Origin of the sequence: Corallococcus sp. bb12-1 (assembly GCF_026626765.1) — a bacterium.
GTDB lineage: Bacteria > Myxococcota > Myxococcia > Myxococcales > Myxococcaceae > Corallococcus > Corallococcus terminator.
In genome coordinates, this window is record NZ_JAPNJZ010000002.1 from 92,276 (window position 1) to 109,737 (window position 17,462).

Below are 17,462 nucleotides of genomic sequence, written 5' to 3' on the forward strand. Positions count from 1 at the left end.
GTCTGGTTATCATTGGACGACGCATGGCTTCTCCCCTCACGGTCGAAGAGCGGCGTCGGTGGCTGTACACGTTGAGACAGGCGCCCGCGCTGCGCCACACCCGCACGTCCGTCCTCCTACGCCTGCTGGGAAGGGCTCGACCGGTGGAGCCGGTTCCCGGCGAGGGCATGTGCCAGGAAGGCCAGGAGGTGGCAGGCATCTACCTGCTGCGCTCGGGCGAATGGAAGGTGACGGCGGGAGGGGTGGTGCTCCTGCACCTGCGCTCGGGAATGTCGCTGGGCGTGGAGGCGCTCGCGCGAGGCATCTGGCCCGTCACGGTGACGGCGGTGTCCGCGTCGCAGGCGCTGTTCATTCCCCGCACTGAACTGGAGGTCGCCGCGGGCGCGCCCCGCCATGGCATTCCAGGCCCGGGAGCGCGCGCGGACGTGGTCACCTTCCAGACGCAGGGCCTGGAGCTGCCGCCCGCCGTGCTGTCGCTGCTGGTGGAGCTGGTGGCGAAGGTGATGGTCCACGACTTCGGGGACCGCGTACTGCTGGTGCGCGCGGGCAAGAAGCGGACAGAGGGCGCGGTGCGCGGTCCGGACGGGGTGTTCCACCGCACCGTGGGGCACTCGGCGCCGCTGCTCGCGGCCGCGCTGGCCCAGGAAGCGGACTTCGACTGCGTGCTCCTGGACGGGCTCGCGGCCCCGGACGGCGTGACGGCGCGTGAGGTGCGGCTCGTTCCCTCCGGCGACGCGGCCGTGGGCATGGCCGGAGCGTCGGTGCTGCCCACGGTGCTCCTGTCGCCGTGGCGTCCGCGCGTGAGCCCGACGCTGCGGGGCCGGCCCCTCCCGGACGAGGACGGCTGGGACGAGGACGCGCCGCCCCCCTTCTGCCGGCTGCGGCTGGACTGGGAGCGGTGGGTGGTGCGGGCCGGAGACACGCGCCCGCTGGTCGCGCTGGGGCTGGACGCGGGCACTCGCGATGCGCTGTCACGCTGGGCACGCGCCATCACCGGCCGGCGCGTGGGACTGGCGCTCAGCGGCGGGGGCGTGTGGGGCTTCTACCACGCGCACATCCTGCGGCGGCTGACGGCGCTGGACGTGCCGGTGGACTTCCTGAGCAGCTCCAGCATGGGCTCGCTGGTGGGCGCGTACTTCTGCGGCACCGCGCGCGACGGACGCGAGGGCCTGGATGGATTGCGCAGGCTGCGCCACCGCGCCAAGAGCGGGCACCTGACCGCCGCCGCGCTGTCGTCGGTGGTCACCACGCAGGCCATGGAGTGGCTGGTGCGGGGCGACCTGGGAAGCCTGGCGCTGGAGGAGCTGCCCACGGGCTTCCTGCCGGTGACGACCGACCTGACCACGGGCCGCTGCGTGGTGCTGGAGAAGGGGCCCCTCGCGCTGGCGGTGCGCGCCAGCGGCTCCGCGCCGGGGGTGTGGGCGCCCACGCTCCAGCCGCCCGCGCGATACGTGGATGGGGCCTTCACCAGCATGGTACCGGTGGATGTGCTCTTGAACGCGGGCGCGGACCTGGTCTTCTCCAGCAACATCTTCCCGGCGGGTCACCATCAGGCGGCGCGACCGCTCCTTCCCGGGCCCGTGGGGCTGTTCCTCTCCGCGCTCAACCCGGTGGCGCGGGCCATGGACCTGCTGACCAGTGGTGTGTTGCTGTTGCATCGCAATGGCGACCTGGAATCGTCGCGAGGGGACCTGCGCTACGACGTGGGCACGCGCGACCATCCGCTGCTCGGCTCCATGCGCTTCACGCACGTGGACGACGTGCTGGACGAAGCCGCGCGCGACATGGCACTGGAGCAGAAGTTGCTGGAGTTCAAGCAGGCGTGGGAGACGCTGCGCATGCGCCGGAATGTGTGTGGCGGAAGGAGGGCCGCGTGATTCCCGTTCGCATCCTCGGCACGTCCAGCGTGCTGCCCGGCCCCGCCGTGACGACCGCGGAGGTGTGCGCGCGCGTGGGGCGCGACCCGGCGGAGGTGGAGAAGAAGACGGGCATCCGCGCGCGGCACTTCGCCCCGGCGGGCACGCGCGCGGCGGACCTGGGGGCCCAGGCCCTGCGGGGCGCGCTGGACGCGGCGGGCCTGGAAGCCACGGCGCTCCGGCGCATCCTCTTCGTGTCCTCCATGGGCGGGGATGTCACCACGCCGGCCAATGGCAGCCGGGTGGCGGCGGCGCTGGGCCTGTCGGGCACGTGCGATGCGATGGACGTGGGCAACGCGTGCATGGGGTTCCTGAGCGCGTTCGACCTGGCGGCGCGCTCGGTGGCCACGGGGCTGGGGCCGGTGGGCGTGGTGTCGGTGGAGTTGCTGTCGCGCACGACGCGGCCGGAGGACCCGAGGCCCTATCTGGTGCTGGGCGACGCGGCGGCGGCGGTGGTGCTGGGCGACGCGCGGCCGGGGGAGGGCGTGCTGGGCGTGGCGTTCGGCAACGACGGCACGCTGCCGCCGGACGTCGTCCTGGACAACCCGCACCTGACGGGCGAGCGCGAAGGCATGCGCTTCCTCACGCCCGCGAAGGACATGACGCGCGTGGCACTGGGAGCGCTGACGCGCGCGGCGACGGCGGTGCTCCAGCGCGCGGGGCTGAGGATGGCGGACGTGGAGTGGGTGCTCACGCACCAGCCGAACGGGAGCATGTTCGCGGCCATCCTCCAGGCCCTGGAGGTCCCCCTGGAGAAGAGCGTGACGGTGGTGGACACGGTGGGCAGCGTGGGGTCCGCGTCGCTGGGAACGGGCCTGGACCGGCTGTGGCGCACCCGTCCGGTGAAGCCGGGGGACCGGGTGTTGCTGGTGGGCGTGGGCGCGGGCGTGGCGCACGGCGCGGTGCTGTACCGGGTGGGCGGTTGACAGCGACGGGGAGCGCGGCGAGGGCCGCGTGGCTGACGACGTTCCGCCTGCTCCAGCGCTACCACCGCTACGAGGTGGTGAACCTGGAGCCGCTCTTGCGGCCGGGTGCGAAGCTGCTGGTGGGCTACCACGGGCGGCCCCTGGCGGTGGACCTGTGCATGCTGACGGTGACGGTGCATGACCGCCTGGGCTACCTGCCGCACGGCATCGCGCACGGCGCGTTCGACAGCCTCCCCGGCATGCGGCAGGTGGCGGACGGCCTGGGCTTCGTCACCGGGGACGGACCGCGACTGGCCGAGGCGGTGGCGAAGGGCGAGCACGTGCTGGTGCAGCCGGGCGGCACGCGCGAGGGCTGCCGCGACTTCCGGCACCGCTACCGCGTGGACTGGGGCGAGCGGCTGGGCTACCTGCGGCTGGCCGTGCGCTACGGGTTGCCCATCGTGCCCATCGCGGGCCACGGCATGGACGACGCGTACGTGGGCTTGAACGACGGCTATGCCTGGGGCAAGCGGATGAACCTGCCCGGACGGCTGCCTTTGTGGCTGGGCGTGGGCGCCACGGGCCTGTGGCCGCTGTCCCTGCCGTTCCCGGTGAAGATGACGCAGTGGGTGGGCGAACCCATCACGCGCCACCTGGGGGCCGGCTTCGACGCGGCGGACCGGGACGCCCTGCTCACGGTGCACCGCGACGTGACGGGCGCGGTGCAGGGGTTGCTGGACGCGGCCCGCGCGCCGCGGACGCAGTAGAGGCAGGCGCCCCCTCCGGGTGCCTCCGAGCCAACACACCCACCTCCCCGGAGACAGACGGTCCCGCGCACATTCGCGTGCGACGCTGGTCCGGCTGTCGACCCTGGGGGGAATGACATGAGCTGGAGCATCAACGTACCCGCCGCGACCACGCTGGACCTCGCGCTGGGTGATGCCGCGCACGGGCAGGCGGTGTGCAGCGCGGAGGCAGGCGTGGCACGGGCCATCCCGCTCTCGGGGGGGATCGTGTCCCTGGAGGCCGCGCTCCGGGTGCCCGTCGAGCTCTTCAACGGACAGGAAGACTCGGACGCCCACGGCATCATCGGCAGGCCCACGGGGAACACCGACGGCACCGAACCCGAACCGCTCTTCACGCCCGACGGCGCCGCGTGCTGGTTGAAGTACGCGGCCGAGCTCAACGCCCAGGCCAGCGGAGAAGGCAGCTTCCCCTTCGTCGCCGTGAGCGGCACCGGCGTCGTCAACGTGCTGGTGGCGGACTACCGCCGGCACGCCCCCAGCCGGACGCTGGGCGATGCGCTCCGCAACGACGTGAAGACCCTGAGACTGCCCTTCCTGCTGGAGGACGTGCAGGCCCTGGCCGTGGGTGACGCGCTGTCGTTCCAGACGCGCATCCAACTGAAGGCCGGGCTCGCCCTCTCCTGGCCCGCGGTGACGTCCACGGTGGTGGCCTCGCTCGCGCGGCGCGTGGGCGGACAGGTCGGCCTCCAGCTCAAGGCCGAGGTGGGCGTGAGCCTCAGCGGGACGCTGAAGCTGGAGGACGAGCTGCGGCTCGTCTTCTCCCGCATGGAGGGCGGCAGTGCGTTCCACGTCTCCATCCGAAAGGCCGTCACCTCCGCGGTCTCCGCCGGCATGAAGGTGGGGGTGACGCTGGATGTCGGCTCACCGCTGCTCACCGCGCTGCTGAAAGCGGTGGCCGACACCACCCAGGCCCAGAGCGTGTCGAAGATTGTCGAGGGCCTGGACAGCGGCACGCTGGGCACCGTGCTGGTGCCGGTCGCCGCCTCGCTGTTCGGGGCGCTCGGCTTCAAGCAGGAGCTGGACGGCACGCTGGACACCGTCAAGAAGGTGCACACGGAGCTGAAGGGCCTCATCGAGAACAGCGTGAGCACCGCGTTGCAGGCCGGCTTTGAATACGAGTACGCCCACTCCGCCGGGGACGCGACGCTGATGGAGCTGGAGGTGCCCGTGGACGCGCTGTCGGACGTGCACGCCGCGCTCATCTCCGGGGACCTGGCCAGCATCCAGCGCATGACGAAGGACGCATGGGTGCGCCGCTACTTCCACATGCGCACCACCGGCATGCAGCGCACCCGGGGCTTCGGGCTGGGCTGGCGCGACATGTTCATCGCGAAGGTGGAGGACCGCAAGCAACTGAAGGCCGTCACCCAGCACGCGTCGAGGGACCACGCGCACGGGCCCCGCCGTCATGCCTTCCAGGGCATGCGCTCCTACCAGCATGAGGGCTGGCTCGCCGGGAACAAGGTGCTCCAGGGCATCGACTTCAACGCGCAGATGCCGGCGTTCTCCACCCGGCCGAGCGCGGATGCGTTCGACTACGCCTTCTTCGCCCAGTCCCGCGTGGAGGGCACCCTGTCGCTCCAGGAGCTGGCGGATCAAGCCCGCGTCTGGGGAGCGCTCCGCGACGATGCCGCCGTGGAGCCGCTGGGCCGGCTCTTCCAGTCCGTCCCGCGCGGCACCCGCGTCACCGCGCGGTTCGAGGCGAGGCTCGACGCCGCCACGTTCCGCAAGCTGCTCCGGAAGATGGGCACGGACCCGGAGCTGGAACGTCAGGCGTTCGCGGTGGCGCTGGCGCGCGCGCTGCCCCGGGACTCCGTCGCGTCGCGCGAGTCCCCTTCGGTCCGCCAGAAGCTCTACGCGCCCCTGTGGAACACGTACCTGCTGCAACAGGGCAAGGGCTGGTCGAAGGAGTTCATCACCAACAGCGTGGGGGCCCACCTGAAGAAGCAGCTGGGCGCGGGCGGGCTGGTGGCGTGGAACTGGGAGCAGTCCCGGCACTCGGGCGGAGGCCCCACGGCCGGCACCTTCATGGGGGTGATGGAGGGCGCGTCGAAGTACGGCGGCGACACGGGCGGCCAGCCCTACGGGAACATCTTCGTCATCTGGCAGCGACTGACGCATGCGCTGCACGACCTGCAACAGTCCATCGATGCGCGCAGCCCCCTGCCCGAGGATCCGGAGCGCTCCCTCATCGCGCGGGCGTTCGAACCGCTGGAGGACTCGGGGTCCAACCCGTTCCGGCTCACGGCCACCGTCGCGTGGTTCGTGGAGCTGGCGCGGCACTGGGGCTTCCGCGAGGAGGTCCAGCCGCTGCTCGGCCTCAAGGTCGGGGAGCAGGAGGAGCTCATCCTCACGTCGCTCTGAAGCGGGCCGGTGTCTTCCACGGACGGGGCGGCGCTTTTTCCCTGGCCGCGCCCGTGCTTCCGGATGGCCGTGTCGCCCCGGACAACGCGGCGCTCGTGTCGCACGCGGGGGCTTCGTTCCAGTCCTCATCGCATTGAGGCCTGCGTGCGAAGGCGCCCCAGGCATCACGGACAGGACGTGCGACGCGCTTTTTCGGGCTTGAGAAGGCAGGCCCTGCGCTCGGCCTCCTGCTCCCGACGTCCATCCATTGCAATCCCGTGCCCGAAACGCAGGGCCCTCGCCAGCATCTCGCAGCCCTGCCAGGAGCCTCGTTCACAGGCTCGCGAGGCGAAGTCCGCCGAGCGCACCGGATCCTGGGGACCGAGGCCCTTCGCGTCATGCAGTCGTGCCAGGAGCAGGCAGCCCTCGCCGCTGCCGCCCGTGCAGGCCTGCTCACCCCACCGGAGCGCCGCCGTCAGGTCGCGGGCCACCATGGCCCCATTCGCATAGGCGGAGGCCGCGTCGGCGCAGGCATCTGGATTGCGGCCGCTCTCACACGCTATCCGCTGCCTGCGCACGAACGCATCCTCCGTGGGAGCCATCAGGTTCAATTCCTTGCATGCCGACATCAGCCGCGTCCTGCACGCCTGGAGCTTGATGCGGTCCAGGTTCGCCGCCGAGCGCTCCGCCGGCACCTTCGACCGCGAGACTTCGGAGAGAAGCCTGGAGCATGAGCTTGAACTCCCATGGACGAAGCATCCCCGCTCCAGGGCCTGCATGACCTGGGCTGGCCTCTCGAACCCGACGTCGACCGACACGATACGGTCCGACAGCGCGGTGCACGCGTCCTCGCCCTCGGCCCGCGCGCAGGACATCTCCAGCAGGCCCTGCCCCCGGACCTCGTCCTGCGGCACGCCCGGCGCACCAAACAGGTACACACTCGCCATGCCCAGGCACCCGGGCACGTGCCCTCCGTCGCAGCCCTTCTTGAACGCCTCCAGGGCCTTCACCGCGCTGGCGACCGCTCCTGACTCGCCATTCATCAGGAGCCAGCCCCGGCGGGTGCAGGCATCGGCCCGTCCGGCCCTGCACGCGGCGTCCAGCCGCACCAGCGGATCCAGCGACGTGGCGGCCGGCCCCGGAGCCCCACCCTGGAACTGGGAAGGCTCCTGCACGGACGGCTTCGGCGCCTCCACCGCGCCCTGGGCCGGGGAACTCCCCTGGAGTCGCAGCGATTCCAGAACCGACTGCTTCGGCTCCGCGCGCGGCGTGGAAGGCAGGTCCAACCGCAGCGACTCCAGCACCGACTGCTTCGGCTCCGGTTGAGGCGCTTCCTCGGGCGTGAGCCCCAGCATGCGCCGCATCGCCGCGCAGCCCTCCTGCACCTCCTGGTCGCACGCGTGCTTGTAGAACACCGTCGCGCGGCCCGGGTTCTCCTTCACGGAGGCGCCCTTCTCGTAGGCGACGCCCATCAGGTAGCACGCCATCCCCTTGCCCACGCCCGTGCCGGCGGCGTCACACATCGCGCGAATCTTCTCCAGCTTCGCGCCCTCCTCGGGCGTGGCGGCTGGCTGCGGCGTCACGGCCACGGCCGAAGCGCTCCGCTCGCACGCCCGCGCCAGACCCATGCCGCACGCCTGACGGAAGTAGCTCGCGGCGAGCCTCGGGTCCTTGCGCGTGCGCGTGCCCGAGTCGAACTCCTCCGCCACCGTCTCACACGCGGTCGCCACCTGCCGGTTGCAGGCCTGCACCAGCCGCCCCATGCCTCCGGCCACGTCCTGGGGAAGGCCGAAGCCTCCCATCAACATCAACGCACCCAGGTTGTTGCACGACAGGCCGTCGTCGTGGGCGCACCCCTGCTGGAAGAAGCGCACCGCCTCGGGCTCGCTCCTCGGCACCCCGCGTCCCTCGCTGTACAGCAGCGCCAGCCGTCCACAGCCCTCGCCGATGTCGCGCTCACAGGCCTGCGCGTACAGCTTCGACGCCGCCGCAGCGTCCTTCGCTACGCCCCGCCCCTCCTCCTTCAACACGCCCAGCGCCGCGCAGCTTCGCGTGTCCCCACCGTCGCAGCCCAGCTCGTACAGCGTCGCCGCCCGCGCCTCGTCCTTCGCGACGCCGTCGCCCTTCAGGTGACGCTCGGCGCTGTTGAAGCACGCCTCCACGCGGGTCCCCCCGCAGGTGCGCAGGTACAGCGTGGAGCGCTGGTCCTCCGCGGTCGCCTCCTCGGAGGAGGCATGGGCACAGGCCACGAGCACGGCGAAGGCCGGCACCACCAGCCACGCGCAGAGGAATCGGGATGAGGACATGAAGCCATCCTTCCACCCGCGCGAAGGCCCGGTCGAGAACCCCCACCGTCACCCGAGCCCTCCCCACATCGGCTTCCTATGATTGCTGCACCATGCAAGTGCCACGACCCCCTGACGAACCTCCTCCAGGCGGCACACCCTCACGGGGCCCCCCCGACCCACGCTGGGCATTGATCCTCGGCGTTTCGTCGGGGACGGGCGCGGCCATCGCGGAGGCCGTGGCGCGCAAGCCGGGCCTGGACATCTTCGGCGTGCACCGGGGCCGCTACCCTGAGGCCGCGCTCCAGATGGAGGCCCGCGTGCGCGCGACGGGCCGGGACCTCTTGCTGCGGCAGGCGGACGCCTCCACGCCCGAGTCCGCCGAGGCCGGCGCGGACGAGCTGCTCGCGCGCGCGGGCCCCCGCAGCGTGAAGCTGTTCGTCCACGCCATCGCGGGTGCATCCCTGGGGCACTTCCTGTCCGACGGGCCGGACCGGCTGCACCCGCGACGCGTGGAGCGCACCTTCGACTGCATGGCGCACTCGTTCGTGTACTGGACACAGGCGCTGGTGAAGCGCGACCTGCTGGCCCCCGACGCGCGGCTGCTGGGCCTCCAGAACCCGCTGGATGAAACGCAGTTGGGCAACACCGGCCTCATCAGCGCCGCCAAGGCCGCGCTGGAGATGTACATCCGCTACCTGGCGGTGGAGCTGGGCCCGAAGGGCCACCGCGTGAACCTGCTCAAGTTCGGCACGGTGATGACGCCCGCGCTGCACCACGTCTATTCGCCGGAGGCCCTGGCCCTGCTGGAGCAACGTCACGCGGCCATGAACCCCGCGGGGCGCATGTGCACGGTGGAGGAGGTGGCGCGCTTCGTCTGCGTGCTCACCGGCGACGAAGCGGGCTGGTTCAACGGCGCCACCATCGACTTCACCGGCGGCATGACGCTGCGGCTGCTGGACCTGGTGCTCAAACCGTGACGGCCGGCTCCAGCGACGGAACGCGGAACGTGAGGCAGTAGTAGAAGGGTGACACCTGTTCCTCGATGACGCCTTCGGCGTTGAGCGGCAGCAGCGCGCGCGGGCTCTTCGCGTCGCGCGTGTAGAACGTGAGGGCGCGGAAGGCCGCGCGCTGGAACAGCGACGGCTGGAGGCTCGCGTCCAGCTGCTCGTCCACCACCACCAGCGGCGTGCCGGGGCGGGCCACGCGCGACATCTCCAGCAGCGCCACCGCGGGCTGGCGGTAGCCGCCGATGCCGCCCACGTGGAAGACGCGGTCGAACGTCGCGTCGCGGAAGGGCAGCGCGTGCGCGTCCGCCAGGAGCAACCGGGTGCCCTCCAGGCCCCGGCCCCGGCGCTTGCTGCCCAGGCGCTTCTCGCACTGCGCCAGCATGCCGGTGCTCAGGTCCACGCCCCACACCTCCACCGCGAGCCCCGGCGGCAGCGAGCCCCGGATGCGCGGCAGGTTCGCGCCCGCGCCCACGCCCACCTCCAGCACCCGCACCGGCTGCCCGTCCTCGCGAGGCTTGAGCGAGCTCAACTCCAGCCGCCGCATGTACGCGTCGCGCATCCGCGACTCGGAGACGGACTGGAACAGCGGCGTCAGCACCGCCGTCAGCGGATCATGCAGCGCGGGCAGCCCGTCGTAGAAGTGGCGCATCAGCCGGTCCGTGCCGCGCACGCGGTCCTCGCGGTACAGCCGGGCCATCCCCTCCTCCACCTCCCACGTCTCGCCGCAGCCGCCGCAGCGCAGGCGTCCCTCGGTGAGCCGGTCGTCCTCGTTCTGCCCGTGCCACACCAGCCGGCCCCGGCAGTCCGGGCACGCCAGGAGTGCCACATCCTCCACTCGCATCATGCCGTCGTCACCCCGTCGTGCCTTCCGCCATGCCCACCACCAGCAGGGGCCGCCCCTGCTCCGCCACCGCGCGCGCCAGGTCCTCGCGCGCCTCCAGCCGGGTGAAGTCCTCCACCGCCCGCCGCAGCAGCTCCGCGCGCTCCGGGGCGTCCCCAGACAGGTGCCGGGCCCACTCCAACCGCGCGCGCGCCGCCTCGTAGGGCATCTGGCGCTTCTCGGACTCCGCGATGCACCGCTGCCACGAACGGAAGGCCTTGCCATGCCGGCCCGCGAGCCACGCCTCGCAGCCGCGCCACAGCCAGGCGGCGGGCTCGCCGAAGGGGAACACCCTCGCGAAGTCCTCCACCGACTTCAGCGCCGCGCGAGCGCTGTGCGTGAGCGCCTGCAACCCCGGGCCCGGCGTCTCCCGCGCCCACAGGGTGAGCAGCACCTCCGCCACCGTGATGGCGCCGAAGTAGACGAAGTGCGCCACCGGCTTGCCGGCCGACAGCCGCACCAGCGCCTTCTCCGCCGCCGCGCGAGCACCCGCCGCGTCGCCTTCGCGCAGACACAGGAGCGCCAGCGTGCCGTCCACGATGATGCGGTCGGTGGCCCCGCCGTGTCCTTCCGTCCACGCGAGCGCCGGCTCCAGCGCGGCGCGGGCCCGCGCGTGGTCTCCCAGCCGCAGCAGGATGTACGCGCGGTAGTGCATGGCCCAGTGCTGCGTCTGCACCGCGCCCCGGCGCACCGCGGACGCCTCCAGCCAGTCCATCAGCGGCAGCCCGCGCGCGAACTGGCCCTGGTAGCAGAGCGCCACGTTGAGCAGCGCGCGGCACTCCTCCGCCAGCCGCAGGTCGCCCACCGAGTCCACGATGGACGTCGCGCGCGAAAGCCACGCCTCCACGTCCTGCCAGCGCGCCTGGTACACCGCGCACACCGCGTTGCGGTTGAGCACGTAGGCCAGGTCCGACGGGCGGCCCACGCTTTCGGCCACCTCCTGCGCCCGCTTCACCCACGCGTCCGCCACGCGGTGCACCGGCACCGTGCCCGCCACCACCGCCATCACCGTGTAGCCGCGCGCCAGCTCCGGCGTGGGCCCCGCGGGCTCGCACAGGTTGAGCATGCGCAGGCCGCTCCAGAGCACCGGCAGCGCTTCCTGCGCGTAGATGAACGCGTCGGTGAGTCGCATGAGCAGCCGGCCCGCCACCCGCCGGGCCTCGCGCCTGCGCACCGAGTCATCCACGTACGCATCCGGCCGAGCGCTCTGCGCCAGCCGCGACAGCGCCTGCGTTAGCGTGCCCACCATCCACCCCACGCGCGTCGTCGGCACGGGCCAGCCGAAGTGCGCGAGCGCCGCCTCCGCGTGCACGCGGAACGCCTCCAGGTCTCCCAGTTGGAAGCGCGCCTCCGCCAGCAGCGCCTCCACCTGGCCCTGCTCCAGCGACGTCGCGTCCGTGGCCCCCGCCAACGCCCGGGACAGCAGGGGCAGGGCCTCGCGGCACGCGCCCACCGCCAGCGCCTCCTCGCCCGCGCGCCGCGCGTGGAGCGCCTCGCGGGCCGTGTCCTGGGCCTGGCCCCAGTGGTACGACAGCGCCGCGGCGTGGCCCGTGGGGTGGGCCGCCTCCAGCGCCTGCGCCGCGCGCCGGTGGAGCGCGGGCCGGAACGCGGGGGACAGGTCCTCCAACAGCCGCTCCCGCAGCTTGTCGTGCGCGAAGCGCCAGCGTCCGTCCGCCACGTCCAGCACCGCCGCCGCCGCGCAGTCGGTGAGCCACGCCTCCACGTCCACGCCCGGCGCCGCGCACTGGAGCACCAACAGGTCCAGCTCGCGGCCGAGCAGCGCCGCCACATCCAAGAGGCCCCGCGCGTCCCGGGGCACCTTCTCCAGCCGGCGCTGCACCAGCGCGCGCATGCCGCCGGCCCACACGCGCTCCGGCAGCACGCGTCCGCCCAGCCGGTCCAGGCCACCCGCCTCCTCCGCCAGCGCGCGCACCACCTCCACGAGGAAGAAGGGGTTGCCCTCCGACTCGCGGCGCAGCAGGCCCACCACGTCGGGCCGGCGGCCGACGGTGCCCAACATGGACTCGCCCAGGAGCGCGATCTCCTCCGAATCCAACCGGGGCAGCCGCAGCGTCCGGGTGCCGGGCAGCCGCGCCGGCAAGAGCGGGGCCTCGTCGTCGCGGAAGCTCGCGAGCAGCAGCAGCGGCAGCCCGGGGGCGCGCGCCGCCAGTTGGGTGAGCAGTTGGAGGGATTCGCTGTGCGCCTGGTGCAGATCCTCCAGGATGACGACGGTGGGCTGGGGCAGCCGGCCGAAGAGGTCCTCCACCGTCTGGTGCAGGCGCAGCTGCGCCATCTCCGCGTCCAGCTCCGGGGCGGCCGGCACCGCGTGCCCCAGGAGCGCGTCCATGTCCGGCACCAGCGGCTTCAGGACGCGCGCTTCCCGGTCGGACAGCTCCGCGAGCATCGGCAGCCAGCGCAGCACCGCGCGCCACTCCTGGTACGGCACGCCGCCGGTGTCCACCGCCTGGCCTCGCAGCACCACCGCGCCGCGCACCAGGGCCAGGGAGCGCACCTCGTCCAGGAGGCGCGACTTGCCCACGCCGCTCTCCCCACCGATGAGCCACGCGCTGCCCTGGCCCGTGAGCGCACGGTCGAGCACGTCCGTCAGGTGTTCGCGCTCGCTCGTGCGGCCCACGAAGCGCGCGGACTGGAGGAAGCTCTCGCGCGTGGCGACGGACTCGGCGGGCACGGGCTGGCCGGTGGCGGCGCACAGCGCGGCGATGGCGGCGTCCGCGTCACGGGGCCGGCGGTGGGCCTCCGGGGCCACCAGCTGCTCCAGCACGGCCCGGAGCGCGGACGGGAAGCCCGGCGTCGCGAACACCTGGCCGGCGTGGGGCAGCCGTCCGAAGAACATCTGGCACGCCATGGCGCCGAAGCCGAAGAGGTCGGTGCCCTCCGACGGAGGCTGGTCCTCGAAGAGCTCCGGGGCCAGGTAGCCCGGGGTGCCGGCCGGGTGCGCGCGGCGGCCCTGGTCGCGGCCCACCGCGAGGCCGAAGTCCAGCACCTTCACCTGCCCGCGCACCACCAGCACGTTCCCGGGCTTCAGGTCGCGGTGGATGATGCCGCGCCGGTGCAGGTACGCGAGCGCCTGGAGCGTCTGCACCAAGAGCCCCACCTGCGTGGGCAGCGGCGCGTCCGTGCCGGCCTCCACCAGCGTGCGCGCGTCCTCCAGCAGGTCCATGGCCAGGTAGGGCCGGCCCTCGCTGTCGAAGCCGTAGTCCAGCACGCGGATGACGTGCGGGTGGCGCAGGGACACCAGCGTCTGGAACTCGTGCGCCAGCGACAGCGCCATGCCCTGGGTGGCGAAGGCGGAAGGGGTGCCTTTTCCGGGCCGGCGCGCCAGGTCCGCCACCGTCTTGTGCAGCCGCTTGAGGGCCACCAACCCGGACAACCCGTCCTGGGCGCGCCACACGGTGCCCGCGCCCCCCCGGCCCAGCAGGTCGAGGATGCGGTAGCGGCGCCCCACCACCTCCGGATCACCTTCCGGGGGCACGTCAGGGTCCGGCACGTCCGTGCGGAGGGGTGTCTGGCAGGAGGAGTGGGACATACGGGGGGCCGCCCTGAACGCGAGGATATCCCCCCTTCCCGTGCGGGAGGGGATTGAATGCAATAGGGGCAATCGAGGCGGGAGGCGCTTCGGACCCTGGTGGGCGGACCGGCGGGCAGGGCCCGGCTGGCTCCTTCCCTGTGCGGGCGCAGGGCACCCCTTTTGAAACACGCCTTGAAACATGAAGGAGGACGGCGATGGCGGGCTACGACTTCGATTTGTTCACGGTGGGCGCGGGCTCTGGCGGCGTGGCGGCCAGCCGGCGCGCGGGGACGTCCGGGGCGCGGGTGGCCATCTGCGAGGAAGGCCGTGTGGGTGGCACGTGCGTGCTGCGCGGGTGTGTGCCCAAGAAGCTGCTCGTGTACGCGGCGCACTACCGCTACGACATGGAGGACGCGGCGGGCTACGGCTGGACGGTGAACGGGCCCGCGCTGGAGTGGAAGCGGCTCCAGGAGAAGAAGGCGAAGGAGTTGGATCGCCTGACGGGCATCTACGGGCGGCTGTTGCGCGACTCGGGCGTGACGCTGGTGGAGGGCCGGGGCCGGGTGGTGGACGCGCACACGGTGGAGGTCGCGGGCCGGCGCTACACGGCGGAGCGCATCCTCATCGCGACGGGCGGGCGGCCCTTCCTGCCGCAGGTGCCGGGCATCGAGCACGCGCTCACGTCGGAGCAGGCGTTGGAGCTGCCGGAGCTGCCCCGGCGGGTGGCGGTGGTGGGGGGCGGCTACATCGGCGTGGAGTTCGCGGGCATCTTCACGGCGCTGGGCGTGAAGGTGACGATGTTGATTCGCGGCGACACGGTGTTGCGCGGCTTCGACAACGACGTGCGCGCGGCGCTGACGGAGGAGATGCGCAAGAAGGGCGTGGACATCAAGCCGGAGACCTTCGTCGAGGACATCGAGAAGCGCGAGGACGGCACGCTCAGCCTGATGACGCGCATGGGGGACACGTTGGAGGTGGACGCGGTGCTGTACTCCACCGGGCGCGTGGCCAACACGCAGGGGCTGGGGCTGGAGGAGGCCGGCGTGAAGCTGGACGCGCGCGGAGCGGTGGTGGTGGACGCTCAGTCACGTTCGTCGGTGGAGAGCATCTACGCGGTGGGCGACGTCACGGACCGCATCAACCTCACGCCGGTGGCCATCGCGGAGGGGCGAGCGATGGTGGAGACGCTGTACCGGAACAACCCGGTGACGATGGACCACGAGAACGTCCCGTCTGCGGTGTTCAGCCAGCCGCCGGTGGCCACGGTGGGGCTCACGGAGCGGGAGGCCATCGAGCGGCACGGCCGGGTGGATGTCTACGTCTCCAGCTTCCGGCCCATGAAGCACACGCTGACGGGCCGCGACGAGCGCACGATGATGAAGGTCGTGGTGGAGCGAGGCACCGAACGCGTGCTGGGCTTCCACATGGTGGGCGCGGACGCACCGGAGATCATCCAGGGGCTCGCGGTGGCGCTGAAGTGCGGCGTGACGAAGAAGCAGCTCGACGCCACGGTGGGCATCCACCCCACGGCGGCGGAGGAGTTCGTCACGATGCGGGACAAGCGGCCCGACCCGTCGGAGAGCGCCACGTTGCTGGAGCTGGGCCGCGAAATCGTGGCGCCTCCGGACAAGGGGCGCGGGCCTGCCTGACCGTCAGGGCGAAGCGGGCTTCAGGAGGCCCGCTCCAGCCAGCAGCTCGCGCACGCGGCGCGCCAGTGCGATGTGCTCGGGGTTTGCCACCGTGAAGCGCTCGGGGGTCAGGATGATCAACGTCCCTCTGTCCTCCACGGGCTCGATACGCACGGGGGCAGGAAGCGGGGGCACGGTGCCTCGTTGATGGGAGAGGTAGGTGAGCCAGCCTAGGGAGAAGAGCGAAGCATCAGCTTCGTGGTGCATGGCCTCATAGGCATCCGACGTTGCAAACGCCCAATCTGGCTCCCATGAATGAACCATGCTGCGCAACACGCCGGTCAACACAGGAACCGTGATGATCCGTGCCACGTTGTGTCCTTTTCTGGGGAGGGGCATCACGCAGGAGTTCGGGTTGGCGCCGCTGTAATCCCCACAGGTGATGCGCAGATCCACGCTGTCCCCACTCGTGCCCCCATTGCCGAACCAGAAGCTATAGCCAAGTCGTTCGATGACGGGCCCCCCTCGCTCCCGGTTGACGCCCCGCCGGAACAACTCCGCAAGGACGTGGACTTCGGGCGGCATCAAGGGGTGTTTGCGCGCATCCTTGAGTGACCGGACAGGTTTGTACCAATCGGCCAGGAACGGATCGCATGAGGCCAGGAGATTCAGGAAGTCCGCCGTGCGCCTGGCGCATTCCTCGGCGGTTTCCCTGCGAGGGCCCCAGTAGGCGCCTGCGTAGTAGGTCTCAGGGTAGGTCCTGGGCTCTGGCTTCGCAGTCACGATGTCTCCCTCAACGCGCCGGGGTGTAGACGACTTCAATTCCATTGATTCGACTGCGCATCAACAGCGTCCGGATGGCCTCCGCAGCCTGCTGCTCCGCCACATGCCATTGGATGGGAATGCCCATGCTCCTGACCTTCTCGCTCTGCCTCCTGGCTTGCTCCTCCAGGGCTTTGGCTCCTGAATGACGGAACCACTCCTTCGGGTCCAGTTCCTCGAAGAATCTGGCATACCCCGGTCCCTTGGCCTCCAGCAGCACCTCCTCCTTGAACCCGTCGAACTTCACGCCGCCACTGTTCTTGCCCACGCCGCCGACCCAGTAGGCCTCATCCGCCGAGTGCCCCGAAATCTGCTCCTGGTATCGCCGGGCTCGCGCGGACATCGACTCCTCTGCGGGCCCCCACTGCCCGGGCCCAGCCGGCGGAGTCGCCGCGTTGGCCCGCTGAAGCAGGATGGCCGCCCCAGGCCCGCCCCCCAGCACGGATGCAGCCCGCCCTACGGGCACAGCCACGCGCTCGATGGTGAGCGCCCCCTGCGCGGACAGCGACAGCACCGGCGCTGTCGCTTCCATCCCCACCAGCGCGCCGGTCACCGTGCGCGTCGCGGAACTCGCGGTGCCCTTCGTCACCAGCAGGCTCGTCGTCAGCTCCGCCACGGCCTGCACCTGCTCGCCGCGCGTCATGTACCGGAAGCGCTCGAAGTACTCGGGCGAGGACGCGATGAGCGCGACCACTCCCGCGGGCAGGTCCTTCAACGCGGCGATGCTGTCCCTCGGAGAGGTGAGCAACTGGCCCAGCGCGAGCGCCAGCTTCACGACCGCCGCCTCGGCTCCATCCAACGTGCGACTGATGAGGTCCGCGTCGTCGTACACCTCGACGAACACCGGGCCGTGTACGGGCGCCAACTGCTCGTCCGCCAACTCGATGACGAAGCCGTTGCTCACGTAGAAGCGGCCCAGCTCGAACGGGCCCGCCCGGAACGTGCCGTCCTTCCACTTCATGGCGCCGGCCTTCTGCTGCGTGCGCCCCGTCCACACCCAGGCCAGGTGGCCGTCCGGCCGCAACACCGCCACCCGGCGGAAGCGCTCCACCCGGCCCAGCAGCGTGTCCCGGGACACCTCGCCACCCTCCAGCACTTCGCGCAACAGGTGGCCCACGGCCATGCGCGCGGGGAAGGTGCCAAGCGTCACCGGCTTGCCCAGCAACACCGACAGGAGCCGTGCCGCCTGCGTGGGCGTGAGCGCGCCTCCCGGCAGCGGCCGTTCATCCCGTTCCTCCAGCCCCGCCGCCGTCAGCAACTTCTCCCAGGCATCCGCCTGCGTGTCGGGGTTCGCGACGCCGGAAAGTGCCACCCTCGTGCTGACGGGACTCGCGCCCG

General features: G+C 71.9%; 11 protein-coding genes. 6 read left to right on the forward strand and 5 right to left on the reverse strand.

Annotated features, from left to right (window positions below):
• Positions 1-23: 23 nt before the first annotated feature.
• The 4 genes from OV208_RS06170 to OV208_RS06185 all read left to right on the forward strand — a co-directional run bounded on the left by OV208_RS06170 (position 24) and on the right by OV208_RS06185 (position 5,991).
• On the forward strand, positions 24-1,877 hold the full coding sequence (locus tag OV208_RS06170; protein WP_267572904.1) for a cyclic nucleotide-binding and patatin-like phospholipase domain-containing protein: 1,854 nt from the start codon (positions 24-26) through the stop codon (positions 1,875-1,877).
• On the forward strand, positions 1,874-2,842 hold the full coding sequence (locus tag OV208_RS06175) for a 3-oxoacyl-ACP synthase III family protein (protein WP_267572905.1): 969 nt from the start codon (positions 1,874-1,876) through the stop codon (positions 2,840-2,842). The genes OV208_RS06170 and OV208_RS06175 overlap by 4 nt, the downstream gene beginning before the upstream one ends.
• A complete protein-coding gene (locus tag OV208_RS06180; protein ID WP_267572906.1) occupies positions 2,839-3,588 on the forward strand; it encodes a lysophospholipid acyltransferase family protein in 750 nt (249 codons plus the stop codon). Before OV208_RS06175 ends, OV208_RS06180 begins: the two co-directional genes overlap by 4 nt.
• Before the next feature lie 117 nt (positions 3,589-3,705).
• On the forward strand, positions 3,706-5,991 hold the full coding sequence (locus tag OV208_RS06185; protein WP_267572907.1) for a hypothetical protein: 2,286 nt from the start codon (positions 3,706-3,708) through the stop codon (positions 5,989-5,991).
• A 164-nt stretch (positions 5,992-6,155) separates the two neighbouring features.
• Here the strand turns inward: OV208_RS06185 and OV208_RS06190 are convergent, their stop codons facing one another.
• Positions 6,156-8,276 carry a hypothetical protein gene (locus OV208_RS06190; RefSeq protein WP_324291350.1) on the reverse strand — a complete coding sequence of 707 codons (2,121 nt, stop codon included), beginning with the start codon at positions 8,274-8,276 and terminating at the stop codon, positions 6,156-6,158.
• Positions 8,277-8,446: 170 nt separating this feature from the next.
• Between OV208_RS06190 and OV208_RS06200 the strand changes: the two genes are divergently transcribed.
• Complete coding sequence (locus tag OV208_RS06200; protein ID WP_267572908.1) at positions 8,447-9,235, forward strand: SDR family NAD(P)-dependent oxidoreductase; 789 nt, start codon at positions 8,447-8,449, stop codon at positions 9,233-9,235.
• Here OV208_RS06200 and OV208_RS06205 read toward each other — a convergent pair.
• Positions 9,225-10,109 carry a methyltransferase domain-containing protein gene (locus OV208_RS06205; protein WP_267572909.1) on the reverse strand — a complete coding sequence of 295 codons (885 nt, stop codon included), beginning with the start codon at positions 10,107-10,109 and terminating at the stop codon, positions 9,225-9,227. The genes OV208_RS06200 and OV208_RS06205 overlap by 11 nt on opposite strands.
• Positions 10,110-10,116: 7 nt before the next feature.
• A complete protein-coding gene (locus OV208_RS06210; protein WP_267572910.1) occupies positions 10,117-13,692 on the reverse strand; it encodes a serine/threonine-protein kinase in 3,576 nt (1,191 codons plus the stop codon).
• Between the two features lie 197 nt (positions 13,693-13,889).
• Between OV208_RS06210 and gor the strand changes: the two genes are divergently transcribed.
• Positions 13,890-15,323 carry a glutathione-disulfide reductase gene (gene gor, locus OV208_RS06215; RefSeq protein ID WP_267572911.1) on the forward strand — a complete coding sequence of 478 codons (1,434 nt, stop codon included), beginning with the start codon at positions 13,890-13,892 and terminating at the stop codon, positions 15,321-15,323.
• 3 nt (positions 15,324-15,326) lie between these two features.
• Here gor and OV208_RS41205 read toward each other — a convergent pair whose 3' ends face one another.
• Both OV208_RS41205 and OV208_RS06225 read right to left on the reverse strand, forming a co-directional pair.
• The gene (locus tag OV208_RS41205) at positions 15,327-16,130 is read right to left on the reverse strand and encodes an immunity 52 family protein (RefSeq protein WP_324291351.1); all 804 of its coding nucleotides are present in this window, start codon (positions 16,128-16,130) and stop codon (positions 15,327-15,329) included.
• The gene (locus OV208_RS06225; protein WP_267572913.1) at positions 16,096-17,436 is read right to left on the reverse strand and encodes a Tox-REase-5 domain-containing protein; all 1,341 of its coding nucleotides are present in this window, start codon (positions 17,434-17,436) and stop codon (positions 16,096-16,098) included. The genes OV208_RS41205 and OV208_RS06225 overlap by 35 nt, the downstream gene beginning before the upstream one ends.
• Positions 17,437-17,462 lie beyond the last annotated feature (26 nt).

Bases quoted from the DNA above. Each gene is read 5' to 3' on its own strand.
- OV208_RS41205 (WP_324291351.1), bottom strand. From the start codon at position 16,130: ATGGAATTGAAGTCGTCTACACCCCGGCGCGTTGAGGGAGACATCGTG.
- OV208_RS06205 (WP_267572909.1), bottom strand. From the start codon at position 10,109: ATGATGCGAGTGGAGGATGTGGCACTCCTGGCGTGCCCGGACTGCCGG.
- OV208_RS06185 (WP_267572907.1), top strand. From the start codon at position 3,706: ATGAGCTGGAGCATCAACGTACCCGCCGCGACCACGCTGGACCTCGCG.
- gor (WP_267572911.1), top strand. From the start codon at position 13,890: ATGGCGGGCTACGACTTCGATTTGTTCACGGTGGGCGCGGGCTCTGGC.
- OV208_RS06210 (WP_267572910.1), bottom strand. From the start codon at position 13,692: ATGTCCCACTCCTCCTGCCAGACACCCCTCCGCACGGACGTGCCGGAC.
- OV208_RS06190 (WP_324291350.1), bottom strand. From the start codon at position 8,276: ATGTCCTCATCCCGATTCCTCTGCGCGTGGCTGGTGGTGCCGGCCTTC.
- OV208_RS06170 (WP_267572904.1), top strand. From the start codon at position 24: ATGGCTTCTCCCCTCACGGTCGAAGAGCGGCGTCGGTGGCTGTACACG.